22 protein-coding genes are annotated in these 19,690 nt (G+C 67.2%); 7 read left to right on the plus strand and 15 right to left on the minus strand.

Features of this window, described 5'->3' with window-relative positions:
* The first annotated feature begins 53 nt into the window (after positions 1 to 53).
* Both RVF83_RS14400 and RVF83_RS14405 read left to right on the plus strand, forming a co-directional pair.
* Positions 54 to 626 carry a nucleotidyltransferase family protein gene (locus tag RVF83_RS14400; protein ID WP_005193639.1) on the plus strand — a complete coding sequence of 191 codons (573 nt, stop codon included), beginning with the start codon at positions 54 to 56 and terminating at the stop codon, positions 624 to 626.
* Positions 627 to 834: 208 nt separating this feature from the next.
* Positions 835 to 1,557, plus strand: a complete 723-nt coding sequence (locus RVF83_RS14405; RefSeq protein ID WP_005193644.1) for a hypothetical protein — start codon at positions 835 to 837, stop codon at positions 1,555 to 1,557.
* 1 nt (position 1,558) lies between these two features.
* On the opposite strand, the gene RVF83_RS14410 is transcribed toward RVF83_RS14405, so the two are convergent.
* Genes RVF83_RS14410 through RVF83_RS14420 form a run of 3 tightly spaced genes read right to left on the minus strand, consistent with a single transcriptional unit; the run spans position 1,559 to position 5,198 of the window.
* Complete coding sequence (locus RVF83_RS14410; RefSeq protein WP_005193645.1) at positions 1,559 to 3,664, minus strand: xanthine dehydrogenase family protein molybdopterin-binding subunit; 2,106 nt, start codon at positions 3,662 to 3,664, stop codon at positions 1,559 to 1,561.
* Positions 3,661 to 4,686 (minus strand): FAD binding domain-containing protein, encoded by a 1,026-nt coding sequence (locus tag RVF83_RS14415; RefSeq protein WP_005193654.1) that lies wholly within the window; start codon positions 4,684 to 4,686, stop codon positions 3,661 to 3,663. Before RVF83_RS14415 ends, RVF83_RS14410 begins: the two co-directional genes overlap by 4 nt.
* Positions 4,683 to 5,198 (minus strand): (2Fe-2S)-binding protein, encoded by a 516-nt coding sequence (locus RVF83_RS14420; RefSeq protein WP_005193656.1) that lies wholly within the window; start codon positions 5,196 to 5,198, stop codon positions 4,683 to 4,685. The genes RVF83_RS14415 and RVF83_RS14420 overlap by 4 nt, the downstream gene beginning before the upstream one ends.
* A gap of 74 nt (positions 5,199 to 5,272) precedes the next feature.
* Between RVF83_RS14420 and RVF83_RS14425 the strand changes: the two genes are divergently transcribed.
* Positions 5,273 to 6,595, plus strand: a complete 1,323-nt coding sequence (locus RVF83_RS14425) for an NAD(P)/FAD-dependent oxidoreductase (RefSeq protein ID WP_039879764.1) — start codon at positions 5,273 to 5,275, stop codon at positions 6,593 to 6,595.
* A gap of 37 nt (positions 6,596 to 6,632) precedes the next feature.
* Here RVF83_RS14425 and RVF83_RS14430 read toward each other — a convergent pair whose 3' ends face one another.
* Positions 6,633 to 7,118: a 5' nucleotidase, NT5C type gene (locus RVF83_RS14430; RefSeq protein WP_005193660.1), complete on the minus strand. Its 486-nt coding sequence runs from the start codon at positions 7,116 to 7,118 to the stop codon at positions 6,633 to 6,635.
* A 347-nt stretch (positions 7,119 to 7,465) separates the two neighbouring features.
* Here RVF83_RS14430 and RVF83_RS14435 point away from each other — a divergent pair, with 347 nt between their 5' ends.
* Positions 7,466 to 8,674 carry an IS110 family transposase gene (locus tag RVF83_RS14435; RefSeq protein ID WP_005193666.1) on the plus strand — a complete coding sequence of 403 codons (1,209 nt, stop codon included), beginning with the start codon at positions 7,466 to 7,468 and terminating at the stop codon, positions 8,672 to 8,674.
* Positions 8,675 to 8,683: 9 nt separating this feature from the next.
* On the opposite strand, the gene RVF83_RS14440 is transcribed toward RVF83_RS14435, so the two are convergent.
* The 4 genes from RVF83_RS14440 to RVF83_RS14455 form a co-directional block, all read right to left on the minus strand.
* Positions 8,684 to 9,337 (minus strand): DsbA family protein, encoded by a 654-nt coding sequence (locus RVF83_RS14440; RefSeq protein ID WP_005193670.1) that lies wholly within the window; start codon positions 9,335 to 9,337, stop codon positions 8,684 to 8,686.
* A 268-nt stretch (positions 9,338 to 9,605) separates the two neighbouring features.
* A complete protein-coding gene (locus RVF83_RS14445) occupies positions 9,606 to 10,121 on the minus strand; it encodes a signal peptidase II (protein WP_005193672.1) in 516 nt (171 codons plus the stop codon).
* A complete protein-coding gene (locus RVF83_RS14450; RefSeq protein ID WP_005193676.1) occupies positions 10,118 to 12,118 on the minus strand; it encodes a heavy metal translocating P-type ATPase in 2,001 nt (666 codons plus the stop codon). Before RVF83_RS14450 ends, RVF83_RS14445 begins: the two co-directional genes overlap by 4 nt.
* Complete coding sequence (locus RVF83_RS14455; protein ID WP_039879766.1) at positions 12,115 to 12,516, minus strand: ArsR/SmtB family transcription factor; 402 nt, start codon at positions 12,514 to 12,516, stop codon at positions 12,115 to 12,117. The genes RVF83_RS14450 and RVF83_RS14455 overlap by 4 nt, the downstream gene beginning before the upstream one ends.
* A 92-nt stretch (positions 12,517 to 12,608) precedes the next feature.
* Between RVF83_RS14455 and RVF83_RS14460 the strand changes: the two genes are divergently transcribed.
* A complete protein-coding gene (locus RVF83_RS14460) occupies positions 12,609 to 13,205 on the plus strand; it encodes a class I SAM-dependent methyltransferase (protein WP_005193680.1) in 597 nt (198 codons plus the stop codon).
* Positions 13,206 to 13,774: 569 nt separating this feature from the next.
* Here the strand turns inward: RVF83_RS14460 and RVF83_RS14465 are convergent.
* Positions 13,775 to 14,137 carry an Rv2640c family ArsR-like transcriptional regulator gene (locus RVF83_RS14465; protein WP_005193682.1) on the minus strand — a complete coding sequence of 121 codons (363 nt, stop codon included), beginning with the start codon at positions 14,135 to 14,137 and terminating at the stop codon, positions 13,775 to 13,777.
* A gap of 99 nt (positions 14,138 to 14,236) precedes the next feature.
* On the opposite strand from RVF83_RS14465, the gene RVF83_RS14470 reads away from it, so the two are divergent.
* The gene (locus tag RVF83_RS14470) at positions 14,237 to 14,725 is read left to right on the plus strand and encodes an ArsI/CadI family heavy metal resistance metalloenzyme (protein WP_174351863.1); all 489 of its coding nucleotides are present in this window, start codon (positions 14,237 to 14,239) and stop codon (positions 14,723 to 14,725) included.
* A 26-nt stretch (positions 14,726 to 14,751) separates the two neighbouring features.
* Here RVF83_RS14470 and RVF83_RS14475 read toward each other — a convergent pair whose 3' ends face one another.
* Genes RVF83_RS14475 through RVF83_RS14495 form a run of 5 tightly spaced genes read right to left on the minus strand, consistent with a single transcriptional unit; the run spans position 14,752 to position 17,761 of the window.
* Complete coding sequence (locus tag RVF83_RS14475; protein ID WP_005193685.1) at positions 14,752 to 15,162, minus strand: low molecular weight phosphatase family protein; 411 nt, start codon at positions 15,160 to 15,162, stop codon at positions 14,752 to 14,754.
* Positions 15,159 to 15,584, minus strand: coding sequence for an arsenate reductase ArsC (locus RVF83_RS14480; RefSeq protein WP_005193686.1), 426 nt, complete (start codon positions 15,582 to 15,584; stop codon positions 15,159 to 15,161). Before RVF83_RS14480 ends, RVF83_RS14475 begins: the two co-directional genes overlap by 4 nt.
* A gap of 41 nt (positions 15,585 to 15,625) precedes the next feature.
* The gene (locus RVF83_RS14485; RefSeq protein ID WP_005193687.1) at positions 15,626 to 16,309 is read right to left on the minus strand and encodes a three-helix bundle dimerization domain-containing protein; all 684 of its coding nucleotides are present in this window, start codon (positions 16,307 to 16,309) and stop codon (positions 15,626 to 15,628) included.
* Complete coding sequence (arsB, locus tag RVF83_RS14490; protein ID WP_005193688.1) at positions 16,302 to 17,402, minus strand: ACR3 family arsenite efflux transporter; 1,101 nt, start codon at positions 17,400 to 17,402, stop codon at positions 16,302 to 16,304. Before arsB ends, RVF83_RS14485 begins: the two co-directional genes overlap by 8 nt.
* Positions 17,399 to 17,761, minus strand: a complete 363-nt coding sequence (locus tag RVF83_RS14495; protein ID WP_020173050.1) for an ArsR/SmtB family transcription factor — start codon at positions 17,759 to 17,761, stop codon at positions 17,399 to 17,401. The genes arsB and RVF83_RS14495 overlap by 4 nt, the downstream gene beginning before the upstream one ends.
* Positions 17,762 to 18,068: 307 nt before the next feature.
* Here RVF83_RS14495 and RVF83_RS14500 point away from each other — a divergent pair, with 307 nt between their 5' ends.
* Complete coding sequence (locus RVF83_RS14500; protein ID WP_005193690.1) at positions 18,069 to 19,196, plus strand: nitronate monooxygenase; 1,128 nt, start codon at positions 18,069 to 18,071, stop codon at positions 19,194 to 19,196.
* Between the two features lie 116 nt (positions 19,197 to 19,312).
* Here the strand turns inward: RVF83_RS14500 and RVF83_RS14505 are convergent, their stop codons facing one another.
* Positions 19,313 to 19,675 carry a hypothetical protein gene (locus RVF83_RS14505; protein WP_005193691.1) on the minus strand — a complete coding sequence of 121 codons (363 nt, stop codon included), beginning with the start codon at positions 19,673 to 19,675 and terminating at the stop codon, positions 19,313 to 19,315.
* Positions 19,676 to 19,690 lie beyond the last annotated feature (15 nt).

A 19,690-nucleotide genomic window follows, 5' to 3' on the forward strand; every position in this document is an offset into this window, starting at 1 on the left:
GGCCGCGGACCGCCGGTTCACCAACGGCCCCGGGGATTGTGGAAGATGAAACGGTGACGGCGCCAGGTGAGGACAGCGAAGTCGGTGACGTTGTCGGTGTGGTGCTCGCCGCCGGTGCCGGCAGCCGGTACGGGATGCCCAAGATCCTTGCCGACGACGGCCGCTGGTTGAGGATGGCGACGGACGCGCTGAGGGCCGGTGGGTGCGCGGACATCGCGGTCACGATGGGCGCTGCGCTCGTCGAGCCGCCCGCCGGTACCACCGCGCTCGTCGTCGACGACTGGGCCGCCGGAATCGGCGCGTCGGTGTCTGCGGCGCTCGACTGGGCCGAGCGTCGGCCCGGGGTGGGCGGCGTGGTGCTCACCGTCGTCGACACCCCGGATGTCGGGCCCGACGTGGTGCGTCGCATCGTCGAGGCATCCGGAGGGCGACGCGGGGATCTGGTACGTGCCGTCTTCGACGGCCGGCGGGGGCACCCGGTGTACATCGGCGCCGATCATCTCGGTCCGGCATCCGAGGTCATCCACGGAGATATGGGTGCGCAGCGGTATCTGCGAGATCGGCAGGTGACCTGCGTCGAATGTGGCGACCTGGCCACGGGGCAGGACATCGACACCTGGGAATGAGCCGCCGGCTCCGGCGTGCCCATTTCGAGACCTTCTCGTCGCCTTTCCGGTGCACGCGGATCCCGCCTCTGCCGATCGTCCGTGCATAGGGTGCAGACAGAGCCCACGTCGGTACAGCCAGAGCCGGCACGCAAAGGGCCCGTCGAAGACCATCACCGGCGAAGAAGGTGATTACGTGGCGCAAGGACACCGCCGTCGAATCGTCGCAATGGTCGCCGCGCTGGCCGCGGGCCTCGGGCTCGCCGCATGCGCGGGATCGCCGGAGCAGACGGCGCCTGATCGTCCCGCCGCCCAGGACTCCCACCTCCCGCCCGGTTTCGATACCACTTTCCGCTGGTCGGCCACACCCGTGCTCGACCCGCAGTCCGCCGAGGGAACCTTCGTCCGCGCCTACGTCGAGTCGTTCGAGCTCGCCAACGCCGGGGCGTCGGCCAAGTGGGGATACCCGGGGTTCGCCGAGGCCTCGCCCTCGAACATCGACCAGATGGTGACCGCCTACCCGTCCGAGGTCTCCGCGGCCCGGCGCCAGGTGGGCACCGCCTTCTACACCGGACTACGACGCGTCGACGACGTCGACTGGACGCGAATCGTGCTGTGCCGCCAGGGCTATCGTTCGGTGGAAAGCGATGGGACGTGGGCGGTCGGATATGACACGTCCCGCCCCGTCGAGATCGACATCCGACGAACCGGGGACCGGCCGCCGGCGGCTCCGCGGGGTGGTCAGCGGACGCCGGAGATCAACGTCTTCGGCGGCTGGTACACCTCGCGCTACGACTTCTCCGCCCTGTATCCCACCCCGACCACCGACCAGAAGGCCTGCGCGGCAACGCAACAGGTGGGTATGCCGCACTGGCTTCCCGCCCAGGCCGACGAGCCGTGGCCGGTGTCGCCCGCGGTACCGGGCTGGTCGACCTATCCGGGAGTCGGCTGACTCAGAGGTCCGGTAGACCCTCCAGCAGGTCGTCGAGGTGCACGGGCAGATCCCGGACGCGGACACCCGTCGCGTTGTACACCGCGTTGACGACGGCCGCGGCACTGCCGACGATGCCGAGCTCACCGGCCCCGCGCGAGCCCATCGGTGTCGCGTGTTCATCGGGATCGTCGAGCCAGACGGCGTCGACGTCGGCGATGTCGGCGTGCACTGGGACGTGATATTCGGCGAGGTCCTGGGTGACGACGTGCCCGAAGCGCGGGTCCCGGACACTCTCCTCGTGCAGCGCCATCGAGATGCCGAACGTCATCCCGCCGATGAGCTGGGACCGCACCGTGCGCGGATTGATGGCGCGCCCGATCGAGAACACCCCGAGCATGCGGGGGATGCGGATCTCGCCGGTGTCGGCGTCGACGCGGACCTCGACGAAGTGGGCACCGAACGAGGCGATCCGGAATTTCTTCAGATCGGGGTTCTCGTCGGTCTTCGCGCTGAGCTCGGCGCCGTCGGCCGGATCGTCGCCGAACCTGGTGCGGAATCGTTGTGCTGCGGTGACGATCGCCGAGCCCCACGACGAGGTGCCCGACGAGCCGCCCGCGACCGAACCGCTCGGCAGGGAGCTGTCGCCGATCTGGAGGTCGACCTGTTCAGGCTCGATCCCGAGTGCTTCCGCGGCGATGAGTGTCAGTGCTGTCCAGGCGCCGGTCCCTATGTCGGTGGCCGCTATCCGCACCGCGTACCGGCCGTTCCGATAGGCGATGGAGGCCTCGTTGCCCGGGTTCACCATGTGGGGATACGTCGACGCCGCGACGCCGTATCCGACCAGCTGCCGTCCGTCGCGGGTCGTGCCGGGCTCGGCGCGGCGACGGTCCCAGCCGAACCGTTCGGCGCCATCGCGCAGGCAGCGGACGAGCAGCCGGGACGACCATGGCTTCCCGCTCTCCGGGTCGTCGGCGGGTTCGTTGCGGAGACGCAGTTCGATCGGGTCGAGTCCGACGGCGTGGGCGAGTTCGTCCATCGCCACCTCACCGGCGAACATCCCGGGCGCTTCGCCGGGGGCGCGGAACCAGAACGGCGGCGGTACGTCGAGGGGTACGACATGATGGTCGGTGCGCCGGTTGGGGGCGGTGTACATCATCCGCGACGAGACGGCGGCCTGCTCGGCGAACTCCTTCGCGTGAGCGCTGTGCGTGTGCGCCTCGTGAATCAGCGCGGTGATGTTGCCGTCGCCGTCCGCGGCGATGCGCAGCCGGGAACGCGTCGGCGCGCGATGGCCGACATAGGCGAACATGTGTTGCCGGGTCACCGCGAACTTCACGGCTCGGCCGGGCACACGCATCGCCGCCATGGCTGCCAGCACGTCGTGCGAATGAGGGGAACCCTTGGACCCGAACCCGCCCCCGACATGCGGTGCGATCACCCGTATCTGTGCGGGTTCGAGTCCAAGGACGGGCGCCAACGCGGAGACCACGCCCTGCGTCGACTGCGTCGAGTCGTACAGGGTGAGGAGCTCCTCGGCGGGCGCCCACGTTGCGACCACGGTGTGTGGTTCCATCGGGTTGTTGTGCTCCTCCGGCGTCGAATACCACTCGTCGACCATGACGGTGCCCGCCGGCGGATCGTCGAGGATCCGGTCGGGTTCGCCGCTCTCGGAGGTGGGTTCGAATCCGCCGTTGACCTTCTCCGGCCGGTACCGATTGGGATGGTCGGCGCGGAACTCGGTGTCGTGGGGTGCCCCGTCGTAGGTCACGGCCACCGAAGCGGCCGCCTCGCGGGCGATCTCGGGGGATTCGGCGACCACCGCGCCGATCAGCTGGCCGCGATACGCGACCTCCGGTGTCTGCAGGATCGTGAGATCGCCGTCGGAGGTGTCGGCCAGTCGGGGCGCGTTGTCGATGGTGAGGACCGTGACGACCCCCTCGGTCGATTCCGCTGCGGCGGTGTCCATCGCGGTGACCCGGCCGCGGGCGACGGTCGCGGTGATCGGCCACAGGTATGTCGCGTCGGTGAGGTGTTCGTAGGCGTACGGCGCTGTGCCGCGGACCTTTTCGACGCCGTCGATCCGCGCGTGGCCGATGGGGACGGGTGACGATCCGACGACGCTCATCGGGTCAGCTCCTCGAGAACGGCGGTGAGGGTGCGCCGGAGGAGGGGGATCTTGAACGCGTTCCCGTCCAGGGGTCGGGCGTCGGCGAGTTCGGCATCGGCTGCCTCGGTGAACAACTCACGCGACGGCTGCTGCCCTCGGAGCACGGCTTCGGCTCGTTCGGCGCGCCACGGCTTGTGCGCGACGCCGCCGAAGGCGATCCGCGCTTCGCCGATCGTGCCCCCGCCGGTCGTGTCCCCGCCGGTCGTGTCCCCGTCCATGGTGATCTCGGCGCCGACCGAGACCAGGGCGAAGGCGTATGACGCCCGGTCGCGGACCTTGCGGTACGTCGACACCGATCCGGGCGCCGGCGCGGGGATGTCGATCGCGACGATCACGTCGAGGGGGTCGAGGACCGTGTCCAGGTCGGGATGATCGCCGGGATGGCGGTACAGCGCGCGGACGTCGAGTTCGCGTTCGCCGTCCGGACCCTGCACCACGATCCGCGCGTCCAATGCGGTGAGCGCGACAGCCATGTCCGACGGGTGGGTGGCCACGCACGTGTTCGGGGCGTCGGCGTCGGGAGTGCCGAGGATCGCGTGGTGGCGGGTGTAACCGCCGATCGCCGAGCATCCGCTGCCGGGCGAGCGCTTGTTACACGGGGTCGTGACGTCCTGGAAGTAGACGCATCGGGTCCGCTGCAGCAGGTTTCCGGCGTTGGTCGCCAGGTTGCGCAGCTGCGGCGATGCTCCCGCGAGCAGAGCCCGGGCGAGGATCGGGTAGCGGCGTCGGACCAGGGGATGAGCGGCGGTGTCGGCATTGCGGGCCGTTGCGCCGAGACGCAGGGAGCCGTCGGGGTTCTCGCTGATCTGATCCAGGGGGAGTCGCGAGATGTCCACGAGTGCAGGCGGGTTGGCGACGCCGAGCTTCATGTGGTCGACGAGGTTCGTGCCGCCGGCGAGCAGCTTCGCGCCGGGATGGTCGCGGAGATAGTCGACAGCTCCGGCCACGTCGTCGGCACGTTGGTAGGTGAAGGGGATCATCCTTCCGCCGCCTGCCGGATCGCCGCGACGATGTTGGGGTAGGCCGCGCAGCGACACAGGTTGCCGCTCATCCGCTCCCGGATCTCGTCGTCGCTGAGGGCCTCGTCCGCCGCGTCGGGATCGAGGTCGTCGGTGGCGTGACTGGGGTGGCCGTTCTTCGCCTCGTCGAGCATGCCGACGGCCGAGCACACCTGGCCGGGTGTGCAGTACCCGCACTGGAAGGCGTCCTGGTCGATGAACGCCTGCTGGAGGGGATGGAGATCGCCGGGTTCGGCGAGTCCTTCCGCGGTGACGATCTCGGAGCCCTCGTAGCTGACCGCGAACGACAGGCAGCTGACGATGCGCCGGCCGTCGACGAGGACCGTGCATGAGCCGCACTGGCCGTGGTCGCATCCCTTCTTGGGCGAGAAGATGCCGAGGCGGTCACGTAGACCGTCCAGGAGGGTGGTGCGGGTGTCGACGACGACGTCGTGTGCCACACCGTTGACCGAGAGAGAAACCCTGGTTTCCACAGGGCGCGGATACCCGGCGACGCGAAGACCAAACCAATCCCACGGGTCTCTATTCGTCTGGAACAATCGGCGGAATGGCCCCCTCGAGACCCAGAGTCGTCGTCATCGGAGCAGGATTCGCGGGCATGCACTGCGTCCGGCGGTTGCGGAAGGCCGCGGTCGACGTGACGCTGGTCGATCGCAGCACCAGCCACGTCTTCCAGCCGCTGCTCTACCAATGCGCCACCGGGTTGCTGTCCGAAGGCGCGATCTCGAGCCCGATCCGGCACCTGACCCGGCGCCAGCGCAACCTCGACGTCGTCCTGGGGGAGGCCGCCGACATCGACGTCGCGACGCGTGAGATCGTCGTCGACCGTCTCGACCGGTCGTCGTTCCGCCTGCCCTACGACTACCTCGTGGTCGGGACCGGGATGCGGACCGCGTACCGGGGCAACGACCAGTTCGCGAAGTACGCACCGGGGATGAAGACCCTCGACGACGCGCTGACGATCCGGCGCAAGATCATGGCCGCCTTCGAGATGGCGGAGACGATCACCGACCCCGAGGAACAGCGCTCCTGGCTGACGTTCGCGGTCGCCGGCGGCGGGCCGACGGGAGTGGAACTCGCCGGTCAGATCCGCGAACTCGCCACCCGAGCGCTGGAACGCGAATACGACGCCATCGACCCCGCCCAGGCGCGGGTCCTGCTGCTGCACGGTGGGGATCGGGTGTTGCCGTCGTTCAACGCCCGGCTCTCGGCCAGTGCGCAACGGACTCTCGACGACCTCGGTGTGGAGACACACCTCGGCGTGCATGTCACCGATGTCGGTGACGACTACGTGGAGACCACCCGCAAGGCCGACAAGCACAAGGACCGGTATCCGGCGCGAACGACGTTGTGGACCACCGGCGTCGAGGCCGTCCCGTTCGCCAACACCCTCGCGGCCGCACTCGGCGTCGAACAGGATCGGGCAGGGCGGATCCCGGTGGAGGCGGACCTCTCGGTCCCCGGGCATCCCGAGGTGTTCGTGGCCGGCGACATGATGGCGTACAAGGACCTCGCCGGCGTCGCCGAAGTCGCCATGCAGGGAGGCCACCACGCGGGCAAGGTCATCGCCGAAACTGTTGCGGGCGAACAGGAACGCGCGCCGTTCAACTACCGCGACCTCGGAACCGCCGCCTACATCGCGCGACGCCGCGCCATCGTGCAGTCGGGGCGGTTCCAGATGTCGGGATTCCCGGGCTGGGTCGCCTGGGGTGTCATCCACATCGCCTTCCTCGCCGGCGTCCGCAATCGCCTCGGCACCGTGATGACCTGGGGTGCAACCCTGCTGACCGATTCCCGTCGGGAACGGGCGATCATCTACGGGGACACCGAGACCGCGAGGACGCCGTACGCGCGCCGGGATCAGAAGTAGGTCGGGAGGCCTCGGTTACCGGGGCTTCGGGGTGAGATCAGGACTTCGTGCGCATGTACTCGACGACCTTCGCCCACGTCTCGAAGCCGGGTTGTCCGAAGTGAATGTGCTCGCCCTCGAAGGCGTCGACGCCGCGCTTGGTCCGGTCGTCGATGATGAAGTCTCCCTTGTTCAGGTTCTTGTGGTGCGACAGGATGACCCGCTTGAAGGCGGGCGACTTCTCGTCGCGGCCCAGGTGCATCTTCACCCACAACAACTTCTCGGTCCACGCCATGGGGTTGTCCCACGGGGCGGTGGAGAGGATGTAGGTGTCGAACAGCTCCGCGAGTTCCTTGTAGGCCTCGATGGCACCGTCCATCGGGTCCATCAGTGAGAAGATGCCGGGGACGTTGTCGAGTTCCTCGGTGAACTTCTCCTGCTCCGCTGCGGTCAGCTTGTCGATGCCGGACTGGAAGTCGACCAGGGTGTTGTCCATGTCCACGTAGAGGATCTTCTTCGGTTGTATTGCAACGTGGTCTGTCATTGTTGGCCCTCTCGAACGTGGTGCGGCGCCGCAGGGGCGGCGCGTTCGGTGTGGAGTGCCCCGAGTCGGGGCGGAAGGCGCCTCACCGGAATCGGGAGGATCACCTGACAATCGCCTTTACGTTGGAGTACGTCCGGGGCGGTCGCCTCGGACGCTCGTCCGCGGTTCGGGGCGTGGCTCGACAATCACCTGTGTGCCCTCGGTGGCTCGGCGTGGAAGGCCACCCCGGACCGTGACGGGTCGTTTCGGCCGCTGATTGAGAAGTGTTCGCGAACTTGTCGCTGTGTAAAGGTGCGCCGGCGAAACAACCCCTGACGAGGTCAACAGGTTCGAGCAGAGAGGTTCATGTGGTCGAAACAATCTGGGTAGGAATCGATGTCGGCCGTCACGCACACCACGCCGCCGCTGTGGACGACGCGGGGACGGTGCTGTGGTCACGTCGGGTACCGAACGATCAGGCGGCCATCGAAGCGATTGTGGACCAGGCGTGCCGTGTCGAATCGGTGGTGTGGGCGATCGACATGACCGCGCCGGAATCGGCCCTCCTCCGAGGGGTGTTGTCCCGCCGCGGCCAACACATTCGCTATGTACCTGGTCGCGTTGTGCACAGCATGACCGGCGCTTTCGCCGGCGAAGGCAAAACCGACGCCCGCGACGCGGTGGTGATCGCCCAGACCGCGCGCCTGCGTGGTGATCTCGCGACGGTCGCGGTCCCTGATGACGTCGCGATCGAACTCGACCTGTTGACCGGGCATCGCCGCGACTTGGTCACCGAACGCACACGAGGCATCAATCGACTGCGCGGCCTGCTGACCCGCATCTTCCCCGGTCTCGAACGGTGCTTCGACTACTCGACGTTGACTGGTTTGGCGTTCGTCACCCGCTTCACCACACCGTCGGCGATTGATGGGGTCTCCGACGAGGAGATTTACGACCACCTACGCGGTCAAGGAGTCCGCCGGCCGACCATCCCGAAGATGATCAGCAAGGCGCGTGCCGCCGCGGCCGCGCAGACCGTCGCTCTGCCTGGTGAGGCGACCACGGCATTGCTGGTGCAGCAGGCGGCTACCTCGCTGATGGCGCTCACTCGCCAGATCACCTACCTGGATAAACAGATCGCCGAGGTGTTCCGCCGAGACCGCCACGCCCGGATTCTTGAATCCGTACCCGGTATCGGCACCCGAAGTGGTGCCGAACTCATCGCGTTCACTGGTGGCGACCTCACGTCGTTCGGCTCGGCTGCCAAACTGGCTGCCTACGCCGGTCTTGCTCCCGTCCCGCATGATTCAGGTAACCGGCGGGGCACATTGCGTAGACCGCAGCGCTACCACCGGGGTCTGCGGAAGGTGTTCTACATGGCCGCACTCAACAGCTCGCAACGCGACGGACCATCACGGGAGTTCTACCAGCGCAAACGACGCGAGAACCGCTCTCACGTGCATGCGCTCATCTCGCTGGCCAGACGGTTGATTGATGTTGTGTGGGCACTCATCCGTGATGGCCGAGAATGGACTCCGAGGGGCGCCGGCCCGCCCATCGCGGAGGCTGCCGCCTAGCCCCTGAGATCATTCAGACGCCGCTGCACGCACCGCCGCGGTGAGGTCGTCGATCGTGTTCGGTTGTAGCCGATTCTCGTCGAGGAAGAATGTGGGGGTGCCTTGGACCCCGAGAGCCAGACCGTCAGCGACGTCGGCGCGGATCCGTTCGAGCGTGGCCGGGCTGTTGTAGACCGTGTCGAAGGCCGCCATATCGAGATCGAGGTCGACGGCGAAGCTACGGAACAGGTCGTCAGCGGGGACTTGCTGTTCGCCCCAATGGGTTTGGGTGGTGAACATGCGCTGGTACATCTGCTCGAACCGCCCCTGCTGGGCGGCGGCTTCGACCGCGCGAGCAGCACGTTCGGCGTTGAAGTGTCCGGGCATCGGAAAGTAGCGGACGACGAACGTAACGCGGTCGCCGTAGGTTCGCCGCAGATCCTCGATGACCGGGTAGATGGCTCCGCAGGCTTCGCACTCGAAGTCCAGGAACTCGACGAATTGCGCCCGGCTCTGCGCAGGCGACGTCAGCCGATGACTGTCGGGCCGGGTCACCAGATCAGACACCGCGGCGGTATCGGACGGGGCGGGTGTGGAAGTGTCCTGATCGACGAGGACGGCGACTCCGATACCGACGATAATGGTTACGAAGAACGCCCACGCGAACTTGGTTGGTCTGGTCATACGTTCAACGTAGAGGCGATGTCGGCGGGAATGAGGATCGGTCTCATCAGGCCGGGGGTTGCCTTCGGGGTAGCGCCCGGAATGTATGAACCTGATGTCTGTTCTCAGTCTTCATGGGTGCGCGCTACAAGCGGATCAGATTCTGTATCCGGCAGCGAGGAGTCTCTGGCGTTTCCTCTGGGAGCGGACCATCGAGACTCCGGGCAGACGGTGAGCCGGGCAGTGACCAGCGCGGCCAGCCGGGCCCTGCGCCGGATCGGGGGGGGGGTCAGCGCTCGGGTGAATGCTGCGCTCGTTCGTCGGGACTCCTGAATGCGGTGAGGGTGATCAAGATGGCAGCGCCGCCGACGATGAATGTGTCAGCGAGGTTGAACGTTGGCCACCAACCGGTGTGGAGATAGTCAGTGACCACTCCGTCGGGGAACCGATCGATGAGATTGGCGCTTGCCCCGCCGAGGATCGCTGCTAACCCCAGCCGCCCGAGGTGCCCGGTGCCTGGCGCCATCCGCCAGGAGGTGACCGCGACGATGAAGGTGATGATTCCGGTGACTGTGGGCAGCACCCATGCCGGGGCATCGGCGGCGATCGAAAACGCCGCGCCCGGATTGAATGCCAGCCGCAGCTGCACCGGCCCCGTTCCGATGACTGCGCCGTCCGCGAGCGCGCTTGTGGCCCATGCCTTGACGGCCAGATCGGTGGCCGCGAGTCCGACAGCGACGGCCAGCAGCCCGCACCGCCGTGTGAGGCGTACGCGGCGGTGCGCCACCGGAACCGCGGTGATCACTGCCCGACCGTCACTACGGACGGAGTCCGCTGGCCAGTTCCGGTCCTCGCCCGGGCTAGCGCTTTGACCCGGCCGGCGCGGACTCCGTTGGCGATGACGACGATCTCGGCGAGTTCGTGGACGGCGACGACGGCGGCGAGGCCGAGTATCCCGAACAGCGCGAGAGGGATGAGGATCGCGATCAGGGCGAGGGACAGGCCGACGTTCTGCAGCATGATCTTCCGGGCGCGGCGGGCGTGATCGAGTGCCTGCGGGAGGGTGCGGAGGTCTTCGCCCATGAGGGCGACGTCGGCGGTTTCGATCGCTACGTCCGATCCCATTGCGCCCATGGCGATGCCGAGGTCGGCGGTGGCCAGGGCGGGAGCGTCGTTGATGCCGTCGCCGACCATCGCGGTGAACGAGTTCGTTCGGAGGTCGCCGATGATGCGGGCCTTGTCTTCGGGGCGGAGGTCGGCGTGTACGTCGTCGATGCCGGCGATCTTCGCCAGCGCGTTGGCGGTGGCGGTGTTGTCGCCGGTGAGCATCGCGACCGTGGCGCCGATGCGGTGCAGGTGCTCGATTACCGCGCCGGCTTCGGGGCGAAGCTCGTCACGGACGGCGACCGCGCCGATGACCTGACCGTCGTGTTCGATCAGGACGGCGGTGGCGCCGTCGGCCTGCATGGCCGCGACCCGCTCATCGAGCGGGCCGGGCTCGATCCAGTCGGGACGGCCCAGCCGCGCGGGCCGTCCGTCGACGAGGCCGGTCAGGCCGGCCCCGGGAACAGCCTGCACATCGCGCGCGGCGGTGGTCTCGCCGTGGGCGGCGAGGATCGCGCGGGCGAGCGGGTGTTCGCTGTGCGCTTCCAGCGCCGCGGCGACGGCGAGCACCCGCTCCTGGCCCGGAGTGCGGTCGCCCAGGCTGCTCCCGGTGCTAGGAGCAGCGGTGTCGGTGGGGGTGGTGGCGATGTCGACGACGGTGGGCCGGTTCGCGGTCAGAGTGCCGGTCTTGTCGAGGGCGACGGTGCGGACCCGGCCGAGGGCTTCGAGGGCGGCACCTCCTTTGACCAGGACGCCGATCTTGCTGGCGGCGCCGATCGCCGCGACCACGGTCACCGGCACAGAGATCGCCAGCGCACACGGCGACGCGGCGACGAGCACGACCAGGGCCCGTTCGATCCACGTGGCCGGGTCACCGAGCAGGGAGCCGAGGATCGCAATGGCGGCGGCGAAGATCATGATCGCCGGTACCAGGGGCTTGGCGATCCGGTCGGCGAGGCGTTGCGCGTCGCCCTTGCGGGACTGTTCGGCCTCGACGATCTGCACGATCTTGGCCAGCGAGTTGTTCTCCGCCGTGCTGGTGACATGCACGCTCAAGGCGCCGGTGCTGTTGATCGACCCGGCGTAGACCTGCGTGCCGGGTCCGGCTTCGACAGGCACGGATTCGCCGGTGATCGCCGAAACATCCAGTGCGGTGCGGCCTTCGGTGATGGTGCCGTCGGTGGCGATCCGCTCGCCGGGTTTGACCAACATCTGGTCCCCGACGGCCAATTCCGCCGGGGAGACGGTGACCGGGGTGCCGTCGCGGAGCACGGTCGCGGAGTCCGGGACCAGATTTAGTAGCGCCCGCAGCCCGCGGCGGGTGCGGGCGACGGCGTACTCCTCAAGGCCTTCGCTGATGGAGAACAGCACAGCGAGCATCGCGGCTTCGCCGACCTCGCCGAGGATCACCGCGCCGACCGCAGCAATCGTCATCAGGGTGCCGACGCCAATTTTGCCCTTCGCCAACCGGCTCAGGGTCGAGGGGACGAATGTCCACGCCCCGATCAGCAGCGCCACCCACTCCAGGGCGAGCGCGACCGGTTCGGGGCCGCCGGACCAGCTGGTGATGTACGCGGCGAGCAGGAACACCGCGGCCGCGGCGGCAGCCTGCAGCTCCCGCACCTGCCACCAGTGCTCCGGAGCCTGCTCGTCCTCACTGGCCGGTTCGTCGTGCCCGCATCCGCATGCGTCGCTCATCGCCGCACCCCCGCCTTCGTGTCGCCCGTTGTGCAGCAGGAGGTGGTGGCGTCGGTGCCGTAGTTCGGGCACAACACAACCGCGTTTCCGGTCGCTGCCAGGAGGGTTTCGGCGGCGGCGAGCACGTCCATCAGCTCCGGTCGGGCCAGGCTGTAGAACACCTGCCGCCCCTGCGGGCGGCCTTCGACGAGCCCACAGTCCCGTAAGCACGCCACGTGCGCGGAGACCGTCGATTGCGCCAACCCCAGCTCCGCCATCAGATCCGCCACCCGGGCCTCGCCACCGTGCGCGAGGCGGGTTGCGATTGCCAGACGGGTCCCATCGGAGAGGCTGTGGAACAACGCCACCGCGGGATCGAGGTCCGCCCTAGTCGCCACCGAGCACTCATTCATCGTCATATGACGATGATAGCGGCATTGTGTGCTGTAATCGAATCATCACGAAGAAGTGGCAGCAGGCGCGGCCGGGCGAGATGGTGGGAGCTGTTGGTATGCCGTCGATGTCGACGATCGAGTCTCTGTTCTGCCGCAGCGCACCGTGGCAGGCGGCCACCGGCAGGTGGGTACTCCCGTGGGCGCTGCAAGGCATCCATCCCCGAGGCCGGGTCCTTGAAATCGGTGGCGGCGCCGGCGCGATGACCGAACAGATCCTCACCACCAACCCCGACGAACTCGTGGATGTGACCGTCACCGACTTCGACCCGGTCATGGTCGCCGCCGCCAGCGATCGGCTGCAGGGTTTCGGGGCCCGCGCTCACGCCCAGGTCGCCGACGCCACAGCCCTGCCGTTCGAGGACGGAAGCTTCGACACCGTCGTCTCGTTCATCATGTTGCACCACGTCATCGACTGGGAACGCGCACTCGCCGAGGCTGCCCGAGTGCTCGCGCCCGGCGGAATGCTGGTCGGCTACGACCTGCTCGGCAGCGCACCGGCGCGGCTGCTGCACAACCTCGAAGGGGCACCGCACCGGTTCATCCCCCGTGGCGAACTCCGCCTGCGCCTGACGTCTTTGCCTCTGACCGACATCACGGTCCGCGAGAACCCTGCGCTCGCCCGGTTCCGTGCCCGCCGTGCCGGTGACCGATGACCACGCCACCACTGCACGGGCATCACCATGGCCCTCCCTCGGACGAGCTCGCCGAGCTCGAGCAGCGTGACGTCGCGGTGGCGTTCGTCGACCTCGCCGGATACAGCGTGTTCACCGAGTTCTGCGGCGACCAGGAAGCCGCAGAACTGGCCATACGGTTGGCCTCTCAGACCTGGCAGGCAGGCTCTACGACCGGGCACGCGGCTGGTCAAGGCCATCGGCGATGCGGTGATGCTCACCGCCGACGCCCCCCAAGTGATCCTCGCCACGATCACCGCCCCCGCGGCCGCGGCCGCCGGTCAAGACGGATTCATCGCCCTACGCGCCGGGATCGATCCACTACGGCAGCGCAGTCGTCCGCGACGGAGACCTGTTCGGGCACGCGGTCAGCGTCGCCGCCCGCATCACCGCCCTCGCTGGCGCCGGCCACGCCGTGATCACCGATCCGATCTGCCCGCCACCAGCCGAGCTGGATTGCTCGCCATGCTCGCTGACCTGCTGAAAGACACCGGAGTTGGCCTGCCAAAAGGACACCCGGATAAGGCTCGCTCAGTTCGTGCCGTCGCCGTTCAACAGCAACCCGTCGTAGCGCTGAGAACGTTGCGTAGTGCTTCCAACGAGTCCGGTTGCGCTCGGTAGTAGACGTTCATGCCGCGGCGCTCGGGGGTGACCATGCCGGCTTTGCGGAGCTGCCCCAGGTGGTGACTGGTGGTGGCTTCGGTGAGGCCGACCGCGGTCGCGAGGTCGCAGGTGCAGGTCCCGTCACCGGTGTCGGTAAGCAGGATTGAGACGAGCTTGATCCGAACGGGATCGGCAAGCGCCTTGAGCCGCAACGCGATCTGCAGCGCGGTGTCGTCATCGAGCGGTGCCGCCGATACCGGTGCGCAGCAGATCGGGGCGCTGATGTCGACCATCGGCAAGGGCTTCGGCATGACCAGATCGTACGCCCCTACTTGACATATGTCGAAAAGGTGGGCACGCTGCAGAGTGGCCGCAGTTCGATATATGTCTCACAGGTGAAGGTGATGGTCATGTCCCGTATGCAGTTGGCGCTCAACGTCGATGATCTCGATACCGCGATCGAGTTCTACTCCAAGCTGTTCAACACCACCCCGGCCAAACGCAAGCCGGGATACGCCAATTTCGCGGTCGTCGAGCCGCCGCTGAAACTGGTGCTGCTAGAGAACCCCGGCCAGGGCGGCACGATCAACCACCTCGGCGTCGAGGTCGAATCGAGCGAGAAGGTGCACGCCGAGATCGCCAGGCTGTCCGGGGAGGGCCTGTTCACGCAGGAGGAGATCAACTCCACCTGTTGTTTCGCAACCCAGGACAAGGTCTGGGTGACCGGCCCGGCGAACGAGAAGTGGGAGGTCTACACCGTGCTCGCCGACTCCGACACCTTCGGCACCAGCCCGAAACTGTTGGAACAGAACGCCGCCGCCGACGACGCCGAGCAGGGTTCGGTGTGCTGCGGTGGCAGCGCCGCCGAACCGGCCGAAGCGCGCACGGCCTGCTGCTGAGCCCGACGTTCAGCCCGCGCTCCCGCCTACCGCGCGATGCGGTCGGCGAGGGCGCGGATCCGCGCGGTGATGTCGTCGCGGATCAACCGCATCCGTTCGATGCCGTCGATGCCCCGTTCGGAGGGTTCGTCGGTGTTCCACACCTCGAGGGCGACGCCGTCGGGTGGGGTGACGTCGGCGGTGCCGACCACCACGACGAGATCTGCAGTTTGCATCAGTTCGTCGGTGAGTTGGCGCGGCTGATGTCCGTCCACGGTGGCGCCGACTTCGGCGAGCACCTGGGCGGACAGGTCGTTGACCTGGCCGCCGATCTTCGCGCTGGTGCCGGCCGAGGATGGGGTGATCCGGGCGGTGACTGTCGGTGTGAGATGTTCGGCCATCACCGATTTGCCGCGATTGGACACGCACACGAACAGCACCTGCGGTGTCGTGCTCACCGGCCGACCTGCTGGTCGGCGGGTACGAGTTCGTCGAGCAGGTCCTCGACGAGCCCGCGGATCTGATCGCGGATCGGGCGGACCGCATCAATGCCTTGACCGGCCGGGTCGTCGAGGGCCCAATCGCGGTACCTGACGCCGGGGAACACTGGACATGCATCGCCACAGCCCATGGTGATCACCACATCGGAGGATTCGACCGTGTCGGGGGTGAGGATCTTCGGTGACTGCGCGGAGATGTCGATACCGACTTCAGCCATCGCCTCGACAGCGGCGGGATTGATCGAGTCGGCGGGAGCAGATCCGGCGGAGCGGACCTCGACACTGCCCCGGCCGAGAGCGGTCAGGAACCCCGCGGCCATCTGCGATCGGCCAGCATTGTGGACGCACACGAACAGCACGCTAGGTCGAGAGGAAGACATGAAACACAGGCCCTTTCAGCTGTGGAGGAAAGCTCGGAAAGTCACACACGGTCGGCCGTGAGCTCGGCAAGGAGCTCACGAACCCGGGCATCAAGGTCATCGCGGATCGCGCGAACCTCGCCAAGTGGACGGCCTTCAGGATCGGAGACCGTCCAATCGAGATACCGCTTACCGGGATAGATCGGACACGCGTCGCCGCAACCCATCGCTACGACCACGTCGGCGGCGGCGACCACATCGTCGGTTAGCGGTTTGGGGTACTGCGTACCCAAGTCGACGCCGATCTCGCTCATTGCTTCGACGACGGTCGGGTTGATCGAGTGCGCGGGGGCTGACCCGGCGGAGCGCACGTGTACCCGCCCAGCGGCGTGAGGGGTCAACAATCCGGCGGCCATCTGCGAGCGGCCGGCGTTCTGCACGCAGACGAACAGAACCTCGGGCACATCCTTGGGCACCGCGCCCTCAGCCTGGGCGAGGGCGCGTAACCGATCAGCCGCGAACCGGCCCGCCAAGGTCGTCAGATGCGCATGCACCCGGGAGGTACGCCGTAACACGGTGTAGGACTCGAAAACACAGCGTTCCACCGTCTGCCGAGACACCACCCCCTCGTACTTGGCGGCCAAGTCAGCTGCGGTACGGGCCAACACGGTATGAGGCATCAACAGTTCGGGCTGCTCGCGGTGTTCACCGCGACGTAGGTGTTCGTCCAACGCATTCTCAGACATCGCGAGCAGGCTCCTTCGACACATCTAGGCTAGAAGCAGTGGGAGTTGTGAAGCGTTTCCGCAACGCCAGGGACACATAGACGAGGGCGACGAGAACCGGGACCTCGATCAGTGGCCCGATGACCCCGGCGAGAGCCTGGCCGGAGGTCGCACCATAGGTCGCGATCGCGACGGCGATGGCGAGTTCGAAGTTGTTGCCGGCGGCGGTGAACGCCAGCGTGGTGGTCCGTGCGTAACCCAGCCCCATCGCGGCGCCGAGGACGAATCCGCCACCCCACATCACCGCGAAGTAGATCAGCAGCGGCAGCGCGATCCGCACGACGTCCCACGGGTGAGAGGTGATCTGCTCCCCCTGCAAGGCGAACAGGATGACGATGGTGAACAGCAGACCGTAGAGGGCCCACGGCCCCAATCGCGGGAGGAACGAGGATTCGTACCATTCGCGGCCTCTGGCCCGTTCGCCGATGCGGCGGGTGAGATAGCCGGCGATCAACGGGATTCCGAGGAAGATCAGCACCGACTTCGCGATCTGCCACGGCGAGGTGTCGATGGTCGTCTGTTCCAGGCCGAGCCATCCGGGTAGCACCGAAAGGTAGAACCAGCCCAGCACGGCGAACATGATCACCTGGAACACCGAGTTCAGTGCGACGAGGACGGCAGCCGCCTCGCGGTCGCCGCACGCCAGGTCGTTCCAGATGATGACCATCGCGATACAGCGCGCCAGACCGACGATGATCAGTCCGGTCCGGTATTCCGGTAGGTCCGGGAGCAGAAGCCAGGCCAGCGCGAACATCAACGCGGGTCCGACGATCCAGTTCAGCAGGAGCGATCCCAGGAGCAGGCGACGATCGCCAGTGACCGAGTCGAGTCGGTCGTAGCGCACCTTGGCCAGCACCGGATACATCATGATCAGCAGTCCGAGAGCGATTGGCAGCGAGATGCCGTCGATCTCCACGGCCGCCAGGGCGTCACCCAGGCCGGGAACGGTGCGGCCCAGCATCAGGCCCGCGACCATTGCTGCGCCGATCCACACCGGCAGGAACCGGTCGAGCATCGACAACTTCGCCGCGACCGCGGTGTCGGTGGTGGTCACTGGTCGGCCTCGCACGAACGAGTTTCCCCCACAACCATGGCGAGATCGCCCAGCAGGACCGACAGTTGTTGCAGTGCTTCGGTGTTCACACGGTAGTACACCCAGGTCGCGCGGCGTTCGCTCGTCACCAGACCCGCCTGACGCAGCACCTTGAGATGATGCGAGATCGTCGGCTGCGACAGCTCGAACGGCCCGGAGATGTCGCACACGCACGCCTCACCTCCCGGATGCGCGGCGACCTCCGACAGCAACCGCAGCCGAACCGGATCCGCGAGCGCCTTCAGCAGCGGGGTAACCGCTCCGGTCTCGTCACCACTCAGGCCGCGGCCTGGCAAGAGAAGCAAGTTCTTATTCGACACCCGTCAATATTGACATACATCGATTCAACGGGACAAGGCCCTCCGATACCCGGGAGCGCACTTGCGTTCCCGCATTGAGATCCACGATAGGGCAGGGGTACGACAGGTTCCGCCGAAGGCGTTGTCGTCCGGTGGGCCTCGACCTCGACACGCAGACCTCGATCGAGGTCTGGGAGTCGGGTCGAGGTTCGCCGGTCAGTTGCCGCGCGCCCCGGGACGAGTGTTCCGCGGAACGCTTGTCCGACGAGGCGCAGCCTGGTATCCAGATTAGAACACGTTCTAATTCTGGCACTGGCGAGGAGTCTGTATGCACACCCCGATCTGCGATGAACTCGGTATCGAGTTCCCGATCTTCGCGTTCACCCACTGTCGTGACGTCGTGGTCGCGGTCAGCAAGGCGGGCGGCTACGGAGTGCTCGGCGCGGTGGGCTTCACGCCACAGCAGCTCGAGATCGAGCTGAACTGGATCGACGAGCACATCGGCGATCACCCGTACGGTGTCGACATCGTGATCCCCAACAAGTACGAGGGCATGGACGCGAACATGTCGGCCGAGGAGCTCACCAAGCTGCTGCAGTCGATGGTGCCGAACGAGACCCTCGAGTTCGGCCGCAAGCTGCTCCTCGACCACGGCGTGCCGCTCGCCGACGGTGACGACAACTCGCTGCAGCTGCTCGGCTGGACCGAGGCGACTGCGACCCCGCAGGTCGAGATCGCACTGCAGCATCCCAAGGTCACGCTGATCGCCAACGCGCTCGGTACCCCGCCCAGGGACATGATCGAGAAGATCCAGGCTGCCGGCCGCAAGGTCGCCGCGCTGTGCGGCTCGCCGAAGCAGGCGCGCAAGCATGCCGACGCCGGTGTCGACATCATCATCGCCCAGGGTGGCGAGGGTGGTGGTCACTGCGGTGAGGTCGGTTCGATCGTGCTGTGGCCGCAGGTCGTCAAAGAGGTTGCACCCGTGCCGGTTCTGGCTGCCGGCGGCATCGGCAGCGGTGAGCAGATCGCGGCCGCCCTGGCGCTCGGTGCGCAGGGTGCGTGGAGTGGTTCGCAGTGGCTGATGGTCGAGGAGGCCGAGAACACCCCCGTCCAGCAGCAGACCTACATCGACGCCTCGAGCCGTGACACGGTGCGCAGCCGCTCGTTCACCGGCAAGCCGTGCCGCATGCTGAAGAACGACTGGACCGAGGCGTGGGAGAATCCCGAGAACCCCGATCCGCTGGGAATGCCGTTGCAGTACATGGTCTCCGGTATGGCGGTCGCCGCGACGCACAAGCATCCCGACGAGAGCATCGACGTCGCCTTCAACCCCGTCGGCCAGGTCGTCGGGCAGTTCAAGAAGGTCGAGAAGACCTCGGCCGTCATCGAACGCTGGGTGACCGAGTACATCGAGGCGACCGGCAATCTGGACGCGTTCGCCAACGCGACGACGTAAGCGACACAGCAGAACTCAAGAGCGCGGGGAACGGCGAGCAATCGCGGTTCCCCGCGCTCGTTTCGTTGTGGTGTGTGAACCCGGCCGAGGTCGCGTGCTCGTGGCCGAGGAGACTCTCAGCCGATCGTGCGTGAGAAGTCGTCCGCCACAGTCAGACCCAACGCCCCCTCGGCAAAGCGTGACACGGGCCCGATCGCAGCGTCGAGCGCCTCGTCGTAGCCGTCACGGGCTTGGCCCCACAGCTCGCCGGAGGAGCCGTCCGGCGTCACGCCGATCAGCGCGATGAGTTCGCCCGTCGTCGGGATGCAGACGGCCCACACGAAGCGGGTCTCGGACTCCCAGTCGGCGTTGGCCGTCGCGACATAGTCGGCGGGGGAGTCGGCCCCGAGAAGAGTCAACGCCGGGACGTCGGTGATCCGGTCGTCCGCACGAAGCGAACGCAGATACCACGTCCCGGCGTTGATCTCGACTGGTTGCACAGTCGTGAACTCGCG

It is taken from the genome of Gordonia rubripertincta, from assembly GCF_038024875.1.
Lineage (GTDB): Bacteria > Actinomycetota > Actinomycetes > Mycobacteriales > Mycobacteriaceae > Gordonia > Gordonia rubripertincta.